Source organism: Janthinobacterium sp. BJB446, from assembly GCF_002735655.1.
GTDB lineage: Bacteria > Pseudomonadota > Gammaproteobacteria > Burkholderiales > Burkholderiaceae_D > Janthinobacterium > Janthinobacterium lividum.
In genome coordinates this window covers 3,411,072-3,428,695 of the sequence record NZ_PDZK01000001.1, presented here as the reverse complement: position 1 = coordinate 3,428,695, position 17,624 = coordinate 3,411,072, and the positions used below count along the sequence as shown (strand labels likewise).

The 17,624-nt window shown below is 65.3% G+C and carries 17 protein-coding genes; 3 read left to right on the top strand and 14 right to left on the bottom strand.

Annotated features, from left to right (window positions below; genetic code table 11):
• The first annotated feature begins 8 nt into the window (after positions 1–8).
• Positions 9–1,205, top strand: a complete 1,197-nt coding sequence (locus CSQ92_RS15145; RefSeq protein ID WP_099394471.1) for an MFS transporter — start codon at positions 9–11, stop codon at positions 1,203–1,205.
• On the opposite strand, the gene CSQ92_RS15140 is transcribed toward CSQ92_RS15145, so the two are convergent.
• Positions 1,202–3,508 carry a xanthine dehydrogenase family protein molybdopterin-binding subunit gene (locus CSQ92_RS15140; RefSeq protein ID WP_099394470.1) on the bottom strand — a complete coding sequence of 769 codons (2,307 nt, stop codon included), beginning with the start codon at positions 3,506–3,508 and terminating at the stop codon, positions 1,202–1,204. The genes CSQ92_RS15145 and CSQ92_RS15140 overlap by 4 nt on opposite strands.
• Positions 3,505–3,981 (bottom strand): (2Fe-2S)-binding protein, encoded by a 477-nt coding sequence (locus CSQ92_RS15135; RefSeq protein WP_099394469.1) that lies wholly within the window; start codon positions 3,979–3,981, stop codon positions 3,505–3,507. The genes CSQ92_RS15140 and CSQ92_RS15135 overlap by 4 nt, the downstream gene beginning before the upstream one ends.
• 150 nt (positions 3,982–4,131) lie before the next feature.
• Here CSQ92_RS15135 and mug point away from each other — a divergent pair, with 150 nt between their 5' ends.
• Positions 4,132–4,653: a G/U mismatch-specific DNA glycosylase gene (gene mug, locus CSQ92_RS15130; protein WP_099394468.1), complete on the top strand. Its 522-nt coding sequence runs from the start codon at positions 4,132–4,134 to the stop codon at positions 4,651–4,653.
• 43 nt (positions 4,654–4,696) lie between these two features.
• Here mug and CSQ92_RS15125 read toward each other — a convergent pair whose 3' ends face one another.
• The 5 genes from CSQ92_RS15125 to CSQ92_RS15105 all read right to left on the bottom strand — a co-directional run bounded on the left by CSQ92_RS15125 (position 4,697) and on the right by CSQ92_RS15105 (position 8,450).
• Entirely contained in the window at positions 4,697–5,488 is a 792-nt protein-coding gene (locus CSQ92_RS15125) for an anti-sigma factor family protein (protein ID WP_099394467.1), read from the bottom strand.
• Entirely contained in the window at positions 5,485–6,006 is a 522-nt protein-coding gene (locus CSQ92_RS15120) for an RNA polymerase sigma factor (protein ID WP_070253694.1), read from the bottom strand. Before CSQ92_RS15120 ends, CSQ92_RS15125 begins: the two co-directional genes overlap by 4 nt.
• 21 nt (positions 6,007–6,027) lie before the next feature.
• Positions 6,028–6,399 carry a COG4315 family predicted lipoprotein gene (locus CSQ92_RS15115; protein WP_058050557.1) on the bottom strand — a complete coding sequence of 124 codons (372 nt, stop codon included), beginning with the start codon at positions 6,397–6,399 and terminating at the stop codon, positions 6,028–6,030.
• A gap of 57 nt (positions 6,400–6,456) precedes the next feature.
• Complete coding sequence (locus CSQ92_RS15110) at positions 6,457–7,374, bottom strand: DNA-3-methyladenine glycosylase family protein (RefSeq protein WP_099394466.1); 918 nt, start codon at positions 7,372–7,374, stop codon at positions 6,457–6,459.
• A 68-nt stretch (positions 7,375–7,442) separates the two neighbouring features.
• Entirely contained in the window at positions 7,443–8,450 is a 1,008-nt protein-coding gene (locus CSQ92_RS15105) for an XdhC family protein (RefSeq protein WP_099394465.1), read from the bottom strand.
• Positions 8,451–8,548: 98 nt separating this feature from the next.
• Here CSQ92_RS15105 and CSQ92_RS29070 point away from each other — a divergent pair, with 98 nt between their 5' ends.
• Positions 8,549–8,689, top strand: coding sequence for a hypothetical protein (locus CSQ92_RS29070; protein ID WP_162835767.1), 141 nt, complete (start codon positions 8,549–8,551; stop codon positions 8,687–8,689).
• A 146-nt stretch (positions 8,690–8,835) separates the two neighbouring features.
• On the opposite strand, the gene CSQ92_RS15100 is transcribed toward CSQ92_RS29070, so the two are convergent.
• From CSQ92_RS15100 to CSQ92_RS15070, 7 genes are all read right to left on the bottom strand, one after another.
• Positions 8,836–9,939 carry a M48 family metallopeptidase gene (locus CSQ92_RS15100; RefSeq protein ID WP_099388841.1) on the bottom strand — a complete coding sequence of 368 codons (1,104 nt, stop codon included), beginning with the start codon at positions 9,937–9,939 and terminating at the stop codon, positions 8,836–8,838.
• A gap of 10 nt (positions 9,940–9,949) precedes the next feature.
• Complete coding sequence (dut, locus tag CSQ92_RS15095; protein WP_034785229.1) at positions 9,950–10,399, bottom strand: dUTP diphosphatase; 450 nt, start codon at positions 10,397–10,399, stop codon at positions 9,950–9,952.
• Positions 10,400–10,424: 25 nt separating this feature from the next.
• Positions 10,425–11,645: a bifunctional phosphopantothenoylcysteine decarboxylase/phosphopantothenate--cysteine ligase CoaBC gene (gene coaBC, locus CSQ92_RS15090; RefSeq protein ID WP_034785232.1), complete on the bottom strand. Its 1,221-nt coding sequence runs from the start codon at positions 11,643–11,645 to the stop codon at positions 10,425–10,427.
• 17 nt (positions 11,646–11,662) lie between these two features.
• Positions 11,663–12,172, bottom strand: coding sequence for a signal peptidase II (lspA, locus tag CSQ92_RS15085; protein ID WP_034754175.1), 510 nt, complete (start codon positions 12,170–12,172; stop codon positions 11,663–11,665).
• A gap of 83 nt (positions 12,173–12,255) precedes the next feature.
• Entirely contained in the window at positions 12,256–15,156 is a 2,901-nt protein-coding gene (gene ileS / locus CSQ92_RS15080; protein WP_099394464.1) for an isoleucine--tRNA ligase, read from the bottom strand.
• An 81-nt stretch (positions 15,157–15,237) separates the two neighbouring features.
• Positions 15,238–16,209 (bottom strand): bifunctional riboflavin kinase/FAD synthetase, encoded by a 972-nt coding sequence (locus CSQ92_RS15075; protein ID WP_034785236.1) that lies wholly within the window; start codon positions 16,207–16,209, stop codon positions 15,238–15,240.
• Between the two features lie 186 nt (positions 16,210–16,395).
• Positions 16,396–17,607, bottom strand: coding sequence for a hypothetical protein (locus CSQ92_RS15070; RefSeq protein ID WP_034785237.1), 1,212 nt, complete (start codon positions 17,605–17,607; stop codon positions 16,396–16,398).
• Positions 17,608–17,624: the final 17 nt, after the last annotated feature.

The window sequence follows — 17,624 nt, the reverse complement described above, 5'->3', positions numbered from 1 at the left end:
GCTTGCCCATGTCCGACTCTTCCTCCTCCAGTGGCCTTGCGCCTGCCACCGCCGCGCTGCCTGCCACCGTCTACCTGATCGCCATGGGCGCGTTCGCGCTGGGCATGGCGTCGTATGTGACGGCGGGCTTGATGCCGATGATTGCCAGTGCCTTTTCCATCTCCCTGGCGATGGCCGCGCAACTGGTGACGGCGTTTACGCTGGCCTATGGCCTCGGCTCGCCGCTGGTGGTGGCCTTGCTGCCGGCGCGCGCGCAGCGCTCGGGCCTTCTGACCGCCCTGGCCGTGTTCGTGCTGGCGAACGGGGCCAGCGCGCTGGCGCCCGGTTTCAGCGGTTTGCTGGCATGGCGCGCCATTGCCGGCATCGGGGCGGGCGTCTACCTGGCGCTGGGCATCGCGGCGGCGGCCGGCGTGTCGGCGCCGCAGCAGCGGGGCAAGGCCATCGGCGTGATCATGGGCGGCATGGCGGGCGGCACGGTGCTGGGCGTGCCCTTGAGTTTGCTGCTGGCACAGCAGCTGGGCTGGACCGCGGCCCTGTGGCTGGTGGCGCTTCTCGGTGCGCTGGCGCTGGCGGGCTTGCTGTGGAAGCTGCCCGCGCTGCTGGCGGTGCCGGCCACGTCGCTGCGCCGCAAGCTGGCCTTGCTGGCCGATGGGCAGGTGCTGTCCATCCTGCTGGTATCGCTGCTGGCGGCCATCGCCAGCCTGGGCATGTACACGTTTATCGCGCCGTTGCTGGCGTGGTCGGCGCAGGGGGCGGCGCTGTCCGCCACGCCCTTCCTGTGGGCCTGGGGCGTGGGGGGGATCGCGGGCAGCGTGCTGGTCGGACCGTGGGCGGACAAGGTGGCGGCGCCGAAACTGACCTGGCTCATCTTGCTGCTGCTGGCGCTGGCCTTGTGCGCGCTGCCGCTGGCGGCCGGCTGGTCGGCCTGGCTGATGCTGGCGCCGATCGTGCTGTGGGGTGCGGCTGGCTGGGCCCTGCAAGTGCCGCAGAATCAGCAACTGCTGGCCGTGCGCGCGCGCCAGGGCGATGGCAACCTGGCCATCGCCCTCAACGAATCGGCGCTGTACCTGGGCAGCGCCATTGGTGCGGCCACCGGCGGGGTGCTGCTCCTGCTCGACTGGCCCATGTGGCTGCTTGCGGCCGGTGCAGCGCTGGTCGCCGCCGCAGCGTTGCTGCTGCAGTTGCCTGCCGCGCGGCGGACCTAAGCCTTTTTCGCCAGCTGCATGCCCACGGGCAGGGCGCGGATGCGCTTGCCCGTGGCCGCGAAGATGGCGTTGCACAGGGCTGGCGCGATGGGCGGCGTGGCCGGTTCGCCCACTCCGCCCAGCTCCATGTCCAGGGTGCCCGGCACCAGGTGCGTGTGGATCACGCGCGGCGCGTCGGCGGCGCGCAGCACGGCGTAGTCGTGGAAATTGCTTTGCTCGACCCTGCCATTCTTGAAACTGATTTCGCCGCTCATGGCCAGCGACAGGCCCATGATGCAGGCGCCCTCGATCTGCGAGCGCACGCGGTCCGGGTTGATTTGCGGCCCGCAATCCATGGCGATGTCGACCCTCGGCACGATGACTTCGCCGGCCGCATTGATCTCCACTTCGATCACGGCCGCCACATAGGTGACAAAGCTGTAGGACACGGCCAGGCCCAGCCCCCGTCCCTTGGGCAGCTTGCGGCCCCAGCCCGCCTTGGCTGTCGCCAGCTCGATCACGTGGCGCATGCGGCCGATGTCGACCGGATACTTCGCCGGATCTTCGCCATAGTTCCAGCCGTCCGACAGGTCGGCCGGGTTGATCTTGCGCGCGGGGCCCAGCAGCGCGAGCAGGTAGTCGCGATGATCCTTTTTTGCCGCGTGGGCCAGTTCGGCCGTGAACGACTGGATGGCAAACGCGTGCGGGATATTCGACACGGAACGGAACCAGCCGATGCGCGTGTGGGCTGGCACTTCGGGCACTTCGACGCGGATGTTCGCAATGGCGAACGGCACGTTGATGGCCGACATGCCCAGCTCGAACGGCGCCTGCTTGTTCGCGCCGGCGGCAAAGGTCGAGGTGATGGTGGGCGCGGCCGTGCGGTGCAGCCAGGCCGTCGGCATGCCTTTCGCGTCCAGCGAAGCTTCCAGCCGTTCGACGGAGACCGTGTGCAGGTAGTCGTGCTGCAGGTCGTCGTCGCGCGTCCACGTCAGTTTGACGGGCGCGCCATCCATGGCTTTCGACAGCAGCGCCGCCTCGACGGCGAAATCGGGTTTCGATTTGCGCCCGAAGCCGCCGCCGAGCAGGGTCACGTGGACGGTCACGTCGTCATATGCCAGGCCCAGGGCCTTGGCCACATTGCTGCGCGTCGCTTGCGGCGCCTGCACGCAGGCCCACACTTCGGCCTTGCCGTTGGCGATGCGCACGGTGGCGGCGGGCGGCTCCATGGTGGCGTGGGCCAGGTGGGGCAGATAGTATTCGGCACTGAATTTCCGCGCGGCGGGAGCGGCGGCCAGCGTGGCCACCGTCTTGCCCTGGTCGCGCGCCGGGCTGGCCGGCTGTCGCACGGCCGCTTCCAGGGTCTTGCGGAAGGTCTTCGAATCGTAGCTGCCGTTCGGGCCATCCTCCCATTCCAGCACCAGCGCTTCGCGGCCCTTGATGGCGGCCCAGGTGTTGCTGGCGATGACGGCCACGCCGCCCAGCGGATTGAACATGGCTGGCGGCGGACTGCCCGCCAGTTCGACGATGCGCAGCACGCCCGGCACTTTCAGGGCCGCCGTCTTGTCCACGCTTTTCAGCTTGCCGCCAAAGACGGGAGGGCGGGCGATGACGGCGTACGCCATGCCGTCGAGGCGCGTGTCGATGCCGAAGTGGGTATTGCCCGTGACGATGTCGTGCAAGTCGATGCCGCGCGTGCTGGTTTGGCCGATGTAGCGCAGCTCACCCGCCGTTTTCAGGCTGATGCGCGCGCGTGGCGGCACCGGCAATTTGGCCGCTTCTTCGGCCAGGGCGCCAAAGGACAGCGAGCGTCCGCTGGCCGCATGAACGACCGCGTGGTTGACGGCTTTGACTTCCGTCACGGGTACGTCCCAGCGCACGGCGGCCGCCGTTTCCAGCATCAGGCGCGCCGTGGCGCCCACGTGGCGCATGGCGCGGAACGAGTGGCGCATGCTGCGCGAGCCGTCCGTATCCTGGCTGCCGTAGCGCGCTTCGTCGGCGGGCGCCTGCTGCACGCGCACCTGCGCCCAGTCGGCGCCCAGTTCGTCGGCCGCCACCATGGGCAGGCTGGTGCGGATGCCCTGGCCCATTTCGGAGCGGTGCGCCACGATGGTGACGATGCCGTCGGCACCGACCGACAGGAAGACCAGGCTGTCGTCGACCACGCCGCCAGCCATCTTGTCGCCGCCGTATTTGATGGCATCGGCTGCCATCACGAGGCCGGAAGGGCCGGCCACCAGGGTCAAACCGGCCAGCGCGCCGGCGGCCTTGAGCCAGTTGCGCCGCGCAGGCGAATGTGCGGCAGGAGTGTCATGCATGCTCATTTGGCCGCTCCTTTCGCGTTGATGCTGGTCGCGGCCTGCTTGATGGCCGCGTGGATGCGAGTATAGGTGCCGCAGCGGCAGATATTGCCGCTCATCGCTTCGCGGATTTGCTGGTCGCTCGGTTTTGGGGTCTTGTGCAGCAGGGCCGTGGCCGACATGATCTGCCCGGCCTGACAATAGCCGCATTGGGGCACGCCGTGTTCCTGCCAGGCCTGCTGCAGTGCCAGGCCGACCTTGTCTTCGCCCACGGCTTCGATGGTGGTGATCTTCTTGCCGGCGGCGGCCGACATCGGCGTCACGCAGGAGCGGATGGCTTCGCCATCGAGGTGCACGGTGCAGGCGCCGCACAGGGCCATGCCGCAGCCGAATTTGGTGCCGGTCATGCCCAGTTCGTCGCGCAGGGCCCACAGCAGGGGCGTGTCTTCAGGCAGCGCAAGCTCGTGCTGCTTGCCATTGATGGTCAGGGTCGTCATGTGTATTCCTCGGTGTGGGATGGTGCGGGAAAGCGCGACGGCCATCCACCATACGGATGAGCGCATCAGTACGGGATGGTAGCACCGCCCGCCCTGCGCTGCAGGACATGGCGCCGGTGGCATACTGCGGCTTCTGATAGCGGAGTTTTCATGACATACCTCATAACGGCGCCGGGCTTGCCCGATATCCTCGCTCCCGGCTTGCAAGTGGTTTTTTGCGGCCTCAATCCGGGCGTGGACGCGGCGGCGGCCGGTCACCATTTTCTCGGCCGCGGCAACCGTTTCTGGCCGGTGCTGCACCTGGCCGGCTTCACGCCGCATCTGGTGGCGCCGCAAGACGATGCCAGCGTGCTCGGTTTCGGGCTGGGTTTGACGGCAGCCGTCGGGCGCCCGACCAGCCGCGCTGACCAGGTGGGGGCGGACGAGTTCGCGCAAGCGGCGGCGGGCCTGCAGCATAAACTGGCATTGCTGCAGCCACAGTGGATCGCCTTCCTGGGCAAGGCTGCCTACGCGGCGATGACGGGGAAGCGCCAGTTGGCGTGGGGCGAACAGCCGGAGCGCTTCGGCGGCGCGCGCGTGTGGATATTGCCCAACCCCAGTGGGCTCAATCGCGGCTATTCGAAGGAGCGGCTGGTCGACGCGTATGCGGAACTGCGGCGTGCGCTGGGCTGATACCGGGCTGGTGTTCAGCGTACTTGCGCATGGATGGCGGGGTTTAGCGGGCTTGCTCCAGCTGCGCATAGACGGCGTCGGCGATCTTGCCCAGCTCCCGTTTGGGCAGGCTCGCCGAGAGGGCGTAACCAAGCTGGCCGTCGATCCAGTAAAACACGCTCAGCTCCTTTTCCTGCGTATAGCGGAAGGCCGTTTCCTGCCTGCCGGCCCGTTCTTTCGCCACATACAGGGTCAGGCGCTTGCCGCCGCCATCTTCATACATGAATTGCGCCACGGGGCCGTCGCCATCGCCGGGCAGCAGGCGGCCGCCGATCAGGTGATAGCCGAGCGGTGACAGCGCGGGCGGTTGCAATTTGCTGCCCAGGCGTTTCGACAGCCATTGCACCAGGTGCGCCTCCTGTTCGACACCCACTTCCACGGGATGGCGCACTTCGGGCGTGTAGACGGCATGGGCGATGGCGGCGCTGCGCGCCAGCGACATCGGGCTGGCGCTGGTGGTCCGCATGTCGCCGCCATCGCCGCGCAGCATCCAGCCGCCCATGCCGCCTGCGATGAGCAGCACGATGGCCGCTGCCGCCTGCATGGCGTGGCGCTGCCAGGCGCCGTTCGCCGCCGGTGGCGATGCCGCCTGCAGCAGGTCCGGCGGCACGGCTTCGTCCAGCACGGGGTCGAACAGGGCACGCAATTGCCGGTTCTGTTCGCGCCAGGCGTGCACCCTGGCGGCATCCTCGGGGTGTGCGCGCAGGTGGGCGTCGACAGCCGCGCGCTGCGCCTGGGGCAGGACGCCGTCGGCCAGGGCGTGCAATTGCGCTTCGCTGATGGCTTGCGTTGTCATTTCACGACTTTCAGGGTAGGGGCGCCATGGCTGCCGGCCGGGCGGCCATCGAGCAGTTCGCGCAGCCGTTCGCGCCCGCGCGACAGTCGCGACATGACGGTGCCGACAGGGATGCCCAGGGTGGACGCCACCTGCTCATACGGCATCTGTTCAAGCGCGACAAGCAGGATGACTTCGCGCTGCCCCAGCGGCAAACGGGCCAGCGCCGCATCCATTTCGCCGATGGCGATGGCTTGCCCCGGCGCGTGCTCCGGGGCGGGCAGCAGGGCGTCGTCGTCGAGCTCCTGCAGCGCCAGGCCGGGGCGGCGCAATTGATCCACGTGCAGGTTGTGCATGATGGAAAACAGCCAGGGCCGCATCTCGCCACCCCGTTGCCACTGGTCGAACTTGCGCCAGGCCCGCTCCACGGTGTCCTGCACCAGATCGTCCGCGTGCACGGCGCCCACCAGCGCGCGCGCATAGCGGCGCAGGCCGGGCAGGCAGGCTTGCAGTGTGCGGCTGTCCTCTTGCGTGGTCATCGTGGCGGCGGGATGGGGGGCTTAGGGCTTGACGACGTGCCACACGTTCTTGAAATTGTCGCCGGCCACGTCGCCCGGTTTCTTGTCTTCCTTGTACAGGTACAGCGGCTTGCCCTTGTAGGTCAGCTGCATGGCGCCATTGTCTTCGCGCTTGATGCTGCCATACGGGGCGGCGGGCGCCGCTTCGGTGGCGATGACGGCGGGCCAGGCCACCAGGCAGCCGCCGCTGCAGGCGCTCTTGCCGCTGTCGGCGACATCCTTGTCGAACACATACACGGTCATGCCGCTGGCGTTGACCAGCATGCCGTTGGCCGGCATGACGTCGGCGGCAAAGGCCAGCGGGGCGGACAAGGCGGTGAAAAGGGCGGTGGCGGCAAAAGTGGTAAAGCGCATGATGGTCTCCTTGAGGTTTTGAGGGCTTGCAAGGGATAGACGCGTGCCGCCCGCCGTTTATTCCCGCGCAGGCAAAATATTTATTTCCGGCGCATGCAGGCTGGCCCACAGGTGGGCGGCCGCCATGGTGCGGTGCGGCGCGTACTGGCGCAGCCATTGTTCCGTGCGCGCCATGTCCGGCTTGCTCTCTTCGCCGAGCAGCTTTTGCAGGGCGGCGCGGATGGCCACGTCGCCGTGCAGCGAGCAGTCGGCATAGCCGTAGCCGCGCAGTAGCGCGTAATTGACGGTCCACGGGCCGATGCCCTTCACGGCCAGCAGCGCTTGCGAAATGGCCGCCACGTCGCCGGAGGGCGGCAGCTCCAGCGACAGCTCCCCATCGTTGACGAGGTGGGCCAGGCGCAGGACGGTTTCGGCCTTGGCGCGCGAGAATTTGCGGCTGGTCAAATCCTCGATTTCCAGCCTGGCCACGTCGCGCGCCTCGGGATAGCACCACAAGCCGTCGCCGTGCTGGCGTCCCGCCTGCAAGATGAAGGTGCGGCGCAGGGCGATGGCGAACGGCAGGTTGATCTGCTGGCCGATGATGGCCCAGGTCAGCGCCTCGAAGGGACTGGCCGACTGCACGATGCGCAAGCCCGGATTGCGCCGGACCAAAGGCGCCAGCAGCGTGTCGCCGGCGGCCAGTTGCGCGAATGGCTGCGGGTCGATGCGCAGGCCGAGGATATTGAGCAGGGCGCCGTGCAGCGGCGTTTGAAGACCGGCAGCGTCATCGCTGTCGATCTCAGCGCGGCAGGCGGCGGCAGCGTCCGTGAAGGCCACGTCCAGTACCACGGGCACGCCCTGCATCAGGATGCCCTTGCGCAGGCCTGTCGGCGTGACTTGTTCGGCCACGGCTTGCGCATCGCGGCTGTGGAAGGCGATGACATCGTCGCGGCGGTAGCCGGCGGGCAGGGGGAGGGTCCAGTGCAGCAGGGTCATGGTGGGCCAAAGTCAAAGACGGTATCAGGGAGGCGATGCGGACGCACCGCGTTTCTTGCTGTTTGCCTTCAGCGCGCGCAGATGTCGGTGGTGGGCGGGCTCAGGGCCGCCGCGTGCTGGATCTGCAGGGCGTCGGGCACGCCATTTTTCACGGCCGTCAGTTCCGCCAGGATGGAAATGGCGATTTCGGCCGGCGTCTTGCTGCCGATGTACAGGCCGATGGGGCCATGCAGGCGCGCCAGCTGTTCCGCGCTGACGTCGAACTGCAGCAGCCGTTCGCGGCGCTTGGCGTTGTTGGCGCGCGAGCCGATGGCGCCCACGTAGAACGCTGGGGACTTGAGCGCTTCCATCAGGGCCAGGTCATCGAGCTTGGGGTCGTGCGTGAGGGCGACGACGGCGCTGCGGCTGTCGAGCTTTAATTCCAGCACGAGATCGTCGGGCATGGCGTGCAGCAGGGGCACGCCGGGCACGTTCCAGCCGCCCCGGTATTCCTCGCGCGGGTCGCAGACGATGACGTGGTAATCCATGGCCGTGGCGATTTGCGCCACGAAGCGCGATAGCTGGCTGGCGCCGATGATCAGCAGGCGCCAGCGCGGGCCATGCTGCGTGGTGAGTACGTCATCGTCCAGTGCCAGCACGGCGCCCGGCGTGGCGCGCTGCAGGGTGACGGCGCCGCTGCGCAAGTCGAGGCGGCGCTCGACCAGTTCATGGGCTTCCAGGCGCGCCAGCAGTTCGGCGACGCGGCTGCCCGCATGCAGCGGCTCGATGGCCAGTTCGATGGTGCCGCCGCAGGGCAGGCCGAAGCGGTGCGCCTCGTCGGCGCTGATGCCGTAGCTGACGATTTCCGGCAGCGTGCGCACGATGCCGTGCACGCGCACGGTGTCGATCAAATCATCTTCGATGCAGCCGCCGGAAACGGAGCCGACCACCGTGCCATCGTCGCAGATGGCCAGGGTGGCGCCCACGGGGCGGGGGCTGGAGCCCCAGGTCTTGATGACGGTGACGAGTTCGCAGCGGCGGCCGGCGGCGAGCCAGGCGGCGCTGGTTTTCAGAACTTCAAGGTCGATGCTGTCCATGGCGCGCAGGAGGAAAGCCGCAGGTACGCGGCAAAGTATGGAAAAGTATTCAAGATTGTGGATATACTACCTGTTCCATCACCCTGCGGAGAATTTTCATGTCAAATGAAGTCAAGACGCAAGAAGAGGGTATTCCCAAGTTCGGCAAGCTGCTCATCGTCCTGTTTTTAGCCGTGGTGTTCTGCGGTGCCCTGACCTGGATCATGGGCACCTACTTCCCCAACTTCCCGGGGGCCTGAGCAAACCCTGTTTGATCAGGATGAAGAACGTCTGACAGAACCGTAGCGAGCGGCAGCGATTTGTGGCCGAGAAGCGCAACTGTGCTTGAGCACAGTGAGCATCGCAGACCGCAAAGCGCGACGCGCAGTAGGTTATGGCAGGCGTTCTAAGGCTTCAGCGGTTTCTTCGCCGCCTGTTTGGCGCGCACGTCGGTGACGGCGCGGTTGACGGCGGCCATGCGCGAGTTGGTGCCGGGATGCAGGGCCGTGTAGCCATTGGCGACCGTGGCCGGCACTTGCGTGGCCAGGCGCTGCCAGAAGCGTGCGGCGTTATCGACGTTGTAGCCGGCGCGCGCCAGCAGGTAGATGGCCAGGGTGTCGGCTTGCACGTCGAGCTCCTGCGGCATGGCCTTGATGCCGGCGGCGCCCGTCAGCATCGACACGTCGGGCTGCACGGCGCCCAGGCTGTCGATGATGCTGCCGGCCGTGCCTGCCGTGCGCTGGCTGCGCGCGTGGTCGAGGATGTTGTGCGCCATTTCGCGGGCGATGACAAAGGCGATGCCTTCGTCGTTTTGCGCCGCATTGACCATGCCGCGCGTGAGCATGATGCGCGCGCCGTCCGAGTAGGCGTTGACATTGTCCGCATTGCCCAGGGCGACGCGGAAGGCGCAGGCGCGCGTGACGGGAATTTTCAGGTCCTGCTGCTGGCCATCGCGGGCGATGGTCATGTTCAGGCTCGCGCTTTTCGAGGCCAGCGGGCCGACGATGGCGCCGAACGGGCCTTCCGCTTTCGGGCCGGCTGGCAGCGGCTTGCCTTCGGCGGCCAGCAAGCCGTCGCCCTTGCGCAAGCCGGCGCGCGCTGCGCCGCTACCCGGCAAGACGCCGGAGACCTGCATCTGTTCGCCGTAGCCGAGCGCCGCCTGGGCCGCGTCGGCATAGATGCCAGGGTAGGAATACTTGTTCTGCGCCGTGAAGCCCAGCAGGTTGCGCGCATACGTCTTGCACAGGTCCGCATTGTTAATCAGCAGGGGCGCCGAGACTTTCGACAGGCGGTCCTGCAGCGCCACCATCTTCACCAGTTCTTCCTGCGCCGCCTTTTGCTGCGCCGTCGGGGCGGGCGCATCGGGTGCCGGCACGACGTTGAACGGACCGCTGACATGCGTCGTTGGCGTGGTGCAGGCAGAGAGAAGGGCAACGCAAGCCACCAGCAGTGGCGAGGCCAGATGGCGCAGCGAAGTCGGGGCTGGGATCAGATGGCGGAAACCTGGCATGAGAAAATCCTTAATGTTTGCCGGTGCTGCCGAAACCGCCAACACCGCGTTCGCTGTCGCCGAATTCCTCGACGACGTTAAAGCCCACTTGCAGCACCGGCACGATAATCAGTTGCGCCAGGCGTTCCATGGGATTGAGCGTGAAAGCGCTCTGGCCCCGGTTCCAGGTCGATACCATCAGCTGGCCCTGGTAATCGGAGTCGATCAAGCCTACCAGATTCCCCAATACGATGCCGTTTTTGTGGCCCATGCCGCTGCGCGGCAAAATCATGGCCGCATACGACGGGTCACCGATGTGGATGGCCAGGCCCGTGGGAATGAGCACCGTCTGGCCGGCTTCGATGGTGATGGCTTCATCGATGCAGGCGCGCAGGTCCAGGCCGGCGCTGCCCGGCGTGGCGTAGGCTGGCAGCAGTTCTTTCATGCGGGCGTCGAGGATCTTGATGTCGATATTTTTCATTGAAGCTAAGTCGTCTAAAAATGGATTATTTGAGCAGTGAATTTTTTGCCAGGCGTTTCGAGATTTCCGAAATCAGCTGGCGCGCCAGGTTCAGTTTCGAGGCGCGCGGCAGCACGGTATGGCCTTCCTCGTCGAACAGGATGATGGTGTTGTCGTCCTGGCCGAACGTGTTCTGGCCGATATTGCCGACCAGGAGGGGAATTCCCTTCTTTTCTCGCTTGGTCGAGCCGAATTCCACGAGGTTTTCCGATTCGGCGGCAAAGCCCACGCAGTACGGATAGCCGGCCAGGTTGGTGCGTGCCGCCACGGTGGCAAGGATGTCGGGATTTTGCGCGAACTGCAGTTCGGGCACGGAGCCGTCGGCCTGCTTTTTCATCTTCTGGTCGCTGGCGTTGGCGACGCGCCAGTCGGCCACGGCGGCGACAGCGACGAAGACATGCTGGCCGTCGACGTGGGCCAGCACGGCATCATGCATCTGCTGCGCGCTTTGCACGTCGATGCGGCGCACGCCGAAGGGCGCGTCCAGCGCCGTGGGGCCGGAAATGAGCAGCACCTCGGCGCCCGCTTCGCGCGCCGCGCGCGCCACCGCATAGCCCATCTTGCCCGAGGACAGATTGGTGATGCCGCGCACGGGGTCGATGGCTTCGAACGTGGGGCCGGCCGTGACCAGCACGCGCTTGCCCGCCAGGACTTTCGGCTGGAAGGCGGCGATCAGCTCCGTCAGCAGCTGTTCCGGCTCCAGCATGCGGCCCAGGCCAACTTCGCCGCACGCCTGTTCGCCGGCGGCCGGGCCGAACAGCTTGATGCCGTCATCGCGCAGCTGCTGCACATTGCGTTGCGTGGCCGGGTTTTGCCACATTTCCACGTTCATGGCCGGCGCCACCAGCAGGGGCAGGTGGGAGGGACGGGCCAGGCACAGGGTCGACAGCAGGTCGTCGCACACGCCGTGCGCGAGCTTGCGCAGAAAATCGGCCGAACACGGCGCGATCAGGATGGCGTCCGCATGGCGCGTCAAATCGATATGCGCCATGTTGTTGTCGATGCGCGCATCCCACTGGCTCGTGTGCACGGGGTGGCCGGACAGGGCCTGCATCGTGACGGCCGTGATGAAGTGGCTGGCCGCATCCGTCATCACCACTTGCACCGAGGCGCCGGCCTTTGTCAGCGCGCGGCACAGTTCCGCCGCCTTGTAGCAGGCGACGCCGCCTGAAAGTCCCAGAACGATTTTTTTGCCGGACAATTCCATGCCGTTCTCCTGCGTGTCTATTTGTTTACCCGGCGCAGTTCATCGATGATGAACAGGGCCGCGCCGATGCAGATGGCGCTGTCGGCGATATTGAAAGCGGGGAAATGGCCCCAGCTTTTCCAGTGGAAGTCGAGGAAATCGACCACGTGGCCGTACATCAGACGGTCGATGGCATTGCCCAGCGCGCCGCCGAGTATCAGCGCCAGGGCCCAGCAGAACATGCGCTGGCCGGCGTGCTTTTTCAGCAGATAGATGATGTAGATGGCGGCCGCCAGGGCGATGCCGGTGAAGAAATAGCGCTGCCAGCCGCCCTGGTCGGACAGGAAGCTGAACGCGGCGCCCTTGTTATACGCGAGCACCAGGTTGAAATACGAGGTGATGACCATCTCTTGCGCATAGCGGAAGGTCTTCAGGATCGTGATCTTGGTGATCTGGTCGAACAGGATGACGATGGCGGCAATGCCAAGCCAGGGCACGAGCGACGCCGAGGATGACGATTTCGATGAAAAACGGTTTTTAGTGGCCATATTTTTCCAGGGAAGATAAAGCCGCCGCCTGGTGGCAGGCGGCGGTTGGAAGCGGGACGCAGGCAGCGCCCCAGGGTGACAGTCTATGCGAAACGGCGCGATTCGCCCTTGCCAAACAGATTGCTGACGCAGCGGCCGCACAGGGTAGCATGCGCGGCGTCCGTGCCCACGTCGCTACGGTAGTGCCAGCAGCGCTCGCATTTCGGCGCCGTCGACGCGGTTACGACCACTTCCTCTGCCGCTTCGTCGGCCACCTCGGCCACCGTGGCTTGCGAGGTGATGAAGACGAACTTCAAGTCCTCTCCCAGGGTGGTCAACAGCTTGTATTTCATCGGCGCGGCCTTGATCGTCAGTTCCGCCTGCAGCGACGAACCGATGGCGCCCGAGGTGCGCAAGTCTTCCAGCTGTTTTGTGACGTCCGTGCGCACGGCGCGCAGGGCCGTGTATTTCTCCAGCAGGCCGGCGGCGTCCGAAACTTCCGGCAGCTGCCACCAGGTTTGCGTGAAGATGGTTTCATCGCTGGCGGCATAGGCTTCGCTTCCTGCGAAGACGGCCCATGCTTCTTCGGCCGTGAACGACAGGGCAGGGGCCATCAGGCGCAGCAGGCTTTGCGTGATGTGCCACAGTGCCGTCTGCGCGGAACGGCGCGCGTGCGACGTCAGGCCGGAGGTGTACAAACGGTCTTTCAGGATGTCCAGGTAGAAGCCGCCCAGGTCTTCCGAGCAGTACGTCTGCAGCTTCGAGACCACCGGGTGGAATTCGTAGCGCGCGTAGTTGTTCTCGATCTGCGTTTGCAGCGACGCCATGTTGGCCAGCGCATAGCGGTCGATTTCGAACATTTCCGCCACCGGCACGGCGTCCGTGGCCGGATTGAAGTCCGACGTATTGGCCAGCAGGAAGCGCAGGGTGTTGCGGATGCGGCGATACGATTCCGTCACGCGTTTCAGGATTTCGTCGGAGATCGACAGCTCGCCCGTGTAGTCGGTCGACGCGATCCACAGGCGCAGGATGTCCGCGCCCAGGGTGTCCGAGATCTTTTGCGGCGCCAGGGTATTGCCCAGCGACTTGGACATCTTCTTGCCTTCGCCATCGACCGTGAAGCCATGCGTCAGCAGGGCTTTGTACGGCGGACGGCCGTTCAGCATCGACGACACGAGCAGGGACGAGTGGAACCAGCCGCGATGCTGGTCCGAGCCTTCCAGGTACAGGTCGGCCGGGAATTGCAGCTGCGTCGAGTGCGAACCATGGCCTTGCGGGCCGCCCAGCACCGTCTGGTGCGTGGCGCCGGAATCGAACCACACGTCCAGCGTGTCCTTGTTCTTGGCGTAGATGGCCGCTTCGTCGCCGATCAGGTCTTTCAAGTCCAGTGCCTGCCATGCCTCGATGCCGTCCTTTTCGATCAGCTTGGCCACTTGCTCCAGCAGTTCCGGCGTGCGTGGATGCAGGTCGCCCGTTTCCTTGTGCACGATGAAGGCCATCGGCACGCCCCACTGGCGCTGGCGCGACAGGGTCCAGTCGGGACGGTTGGCGATCATGCCGTGCAGGCGCGCCTGGCCCCAGTCCGGGAAGAACTCGGTGTCGGCGATGCCTTGCAAGGCCGTTTCGCGCAGGGTTGCGCCGCCGTCCTTCGGCGTCACGTCCATGCCGGCGAACCACTGCGAGGTGGCGCGGTAGATGATCGGCGTCTTGTGGCGCCAGCAATGCATGTAGCTGTGGTCGAACATCTTGACTTCGAACAGCGCGCCCGCTTCGCGCAAGGCGTTGCAGATCGGCTTCGACGCTTCCCAGATGGTCATGCCGCCGAACAGGGGCAGGGTCGAGGCGAACTTGCCGTCGCCCATGACGGGCTTGATGATGTCGTCGTCCTTCATGCCGTGCGCCTTGCACGAGATGAAGTCGTCCAGGCCGTAGGCTGGCGCCGAGTGCACCACGCCCGTGCCGCTTTCCGTGGTCACGTATTCGGCCAGGTACAAAGGCGACAAGCGGTCATAGAGCGCGTCGGCCGCATGCAGCGGGTGGCGGAAGCTGATGCCGGCCAGGGCCGCGCCGTCGCACGTGGCGATGGTCGTGCCATCGAGCTTGAAGCGCGCCAGGCTGGCGACGACCAGGTCTTGCGCCAGGATCAGCAGCAGCGGCTGGCCATCGCGCTCGGCTTTCACCAGCGCATATTTGACTTCCGGGTGCACGTTCAGGGCCTGGTTCGACGGGATGGTCCACGGCGTGGTGGTCCAGATGACGATGAAACCGTTATCGGTCGGCAGGGAGCGCAAGCCAAAGGCTTGCGCGATTCGTTCAAGCTCTTCAAACTTGAACCCGACGTCGATGGCGGGATCGCGTTTTTCCGCGTATTCCACTTCCGCCTCGGCCAAGGCCGACTGGCAGTCGAAGCACCAGTTGACGGGCTTCAGGCCGCGGTAGACATAACCTTTTTCCAGCAGCTTGCCCAGCGCGCGCAATTCGTCGGCTTCATTGCCGTGCGCCATCGTCAGGTAAGGGTTGTCCCACTCGCCCAGCACGCCCAGGCGGATGAAATCCTTTTTCTGGCGCTCGACCTGCACGTTGGCGTAGGCGCGGGCCTTTTCCAGCACTTCGGCCGTCGGCAGGTTCTTGCCGTGCAGTTTTTCGATCTGGATCTCGATCGGCATGCCGTGGCAATCCCAGCCCGGCACGTACGGCGCGTCGAAGCCGGCCAGCGAGCGCGACTTGACGACCATGTCCTTCAGGATCTTGTTGACGGCGTGGCCCAGGTGGATATCGCCATTCGCGTACGGCGGGCCGTCATGCAGGATGAATTTCGGGCGGCCGGCGGCAGCCTTGCGCACGCGCTCGTAAATCTTCTTGTCTTGCCATTGCTGTACCCATTGTGGCTCGCGCTTGGCCATGTCGCCGCGCATCGGGAACGGGGTTTCCGTCATGTTGACCGGGTATTTGCTTTCAGGCTTCTTGTTCTGCTTGGGCGTGGCTGGCTTGTTTTGATCGGACATAATCTTCTTTAATGGTATGGAGTATATTTTTGCAGCGGGTTGGCGGCGGCAGGTGCCGCCAGGCGGTGGAGTTGGCCGGCGTCAAATTCGGTCGGTGGCGGTAATGGCGCCGCTGCGCTGCTCAAAATACGCGCGCGCCTGATTCGAGTCGCGCTCGATGGCGGCCGTCAGGGTGGGCAAATCGTCGTACTTCTCTTCGTCGCGCAGTTTTTCCAGGAATTCCACGCGCACCAGCTTGCCGTAGCAGGACTGGGCGAAATCAAACAGATGCACTTCCAGCAAGACGCGGCCGCTGTCATCGACGGTGGGACGCACGCCGAGGCTGGCCACGGCCGGCAGCGGCACTGGTCCCAGGCCATGTACTTGCACGATGAAGATGCCGGACAGGGCGGGGCGGTGCGCCACGCGCAGGTTCAGGGTGGGAAAGCCGAGGGTACGGCCCAGCTTCTGGCCGTGGATGACGTGGCCGGAAATGGCGTACGGATGGCCCAGCAACTGCGTCGCCAGCGGGAAATCGCCGGCCGCCAGCGCCAGGCGCACGGCCGAGGACGAGATGCGCGTGCTGCCGCTCATCACGGTAGGCAATGTTTCTACATGGAAGCCATATTGGCGGCCCGCTTCCTGCAGCATGGCCACGTCGCCGGCGCGCCGGGCGCCATAGCAGAAGTCGTCGCCGACCATCAGCCATTTCACGTGCAAGCCGTCGACGAGGACTTTTTCCGTGAATTCCTGCGGCGTCAAGGCGGCGAACTGGGCGCTGAAGTGCTCGACGACGACACGGTCGATGCCGGCGTCGTCCAGCGATTGCAGCTTGTCGCGCAAGTTGGCGATGCGCTGCGGGGCTTTGGACAGGTCGCCCGCGCGCTGCGCGAAGAATTCGCGCGGGTGCGGCTCGAACGTCATCACGGCCGCTTCAATGCCGAGTTCGGTCGCGGCGCCGCGCACGCGCGCCAGCAAGGCCTGATGGCCGATGTGGACACCGTCAAAATTGCCGATGGTCAGAGCGCAAGGCGCTCGTGCCTGGGCATTGGGAAGTCCGCGGAATACCTTCATAGGAATCTGATGAAAAACTGTGCCAAAAGGGGGATTATACGGACTGTTTCAGGGATGCACACCCGGCAGGGCGGGCACAGGGCGAATTTCACTGCTGAAATAACAAAAAGCGTTGCCGGCGGGTGTGCTGGCAACGCTTTTGGGTGGCACTCGACTAGCTGCCTGCAACTCCCGGAGGATGTTGTCTTATTTATTCATCAACGTCCAGTAGCGGGCCAGGTCAGCCGCGCCATCCGTGCCCTTGACGGCTTTGAGTGCTGTCGAGGCATTGGACTTCTTGCCGGCGTGAATGTAAGCGATGCCCAGATGCAGCTTGGCTTCTTCCGCATACTTGGCGGTGCCCATTTTCACGGCATCGTTCATCAAGCCCAGGCCCTTGTCGGCCTGGCCGTCGTAGACCAGGGCGAAGCCCAGCTTGCTCAAGCTGTCGGCATCCTTGTTCTTGACGTATTCCGCTTCCGACTTGGCGGCGTTGGCTTTCAGCTCGGCCTGGGTTTTCAGGGCCAGGTCTTTCAGGCGCTGGTGACGTGGCGCATCGGCGCCGGTACCGAGTACGCCTTTTTTGTAGCCTTGCTCGATGATGCTCAGCGCTTCGCCAGGATTGCCTGCTTGCAGGGCCAGCTGGCTGATTTCCATGTATTCGGAAGGTTTGCTGAACAGGCCGTTGGCCAGGCGCAGGCGCTGGACGTCCAGGGCCAGGCGTTGCGAGAAGCCAGGCTTGCCCGAAACGCGGTTCAGCAGGTCAGCCCAGTAGCTGGTTTTCGGATAGCTCGATGCCAGTTTTTCCAGGGTGGCGACGTAGCCGCCCTTGTCGTTTTGCTTCAACTGGATGTTGGCCAGCATTTGCAGGCTTGCTTCCGAGTTGCCGCCGCGCGATTGCAGCTCTTTTGCCGCTTCGGCGTAGTTGCCGCTGACGTAGTAGGTCTGGATCAGCAGTTCGCGCATCTGGGCATCGTCGCGGTCTTTCAGCGAGCGCTTGATCCAGGTGATGGTGTTCGGCCAGTCCTTGGCGCGGTAGTACATGCCGGCCAGGGCTTGCGTGAATTTCGGGGCTTCGGCGGCGCTCAGGCGGCCGGAATTGATGACGGCTTCAAAGGCCTTGATGGCGGTGCCGTTGTCGCCGGCGGCGGCAGCGGCCGAAGCGCGCACGCGTTCGATCTGGTAGCTTTCAAAGGCGGTCTTGCCGCCGACGCTGTCAGCTTCGCGCAGCTTGGCCAGCGCTTCCTTGTTTTTGCCGCTGCTAGCGAGTTTTTGCGCTTCTTGCAGTGGCTTGCCCACTTCGGCACGCACGGTGTCCGCGGCGTATGCCAGCGAGCCCAAGCCGATTACGGGAGTTGCTGCGGTAAAACCGATAGCGGCCATGACGAGGCCGAGATGAGCGAGACGAAACTTGGACATAAGAAAGTCTTTCAGTA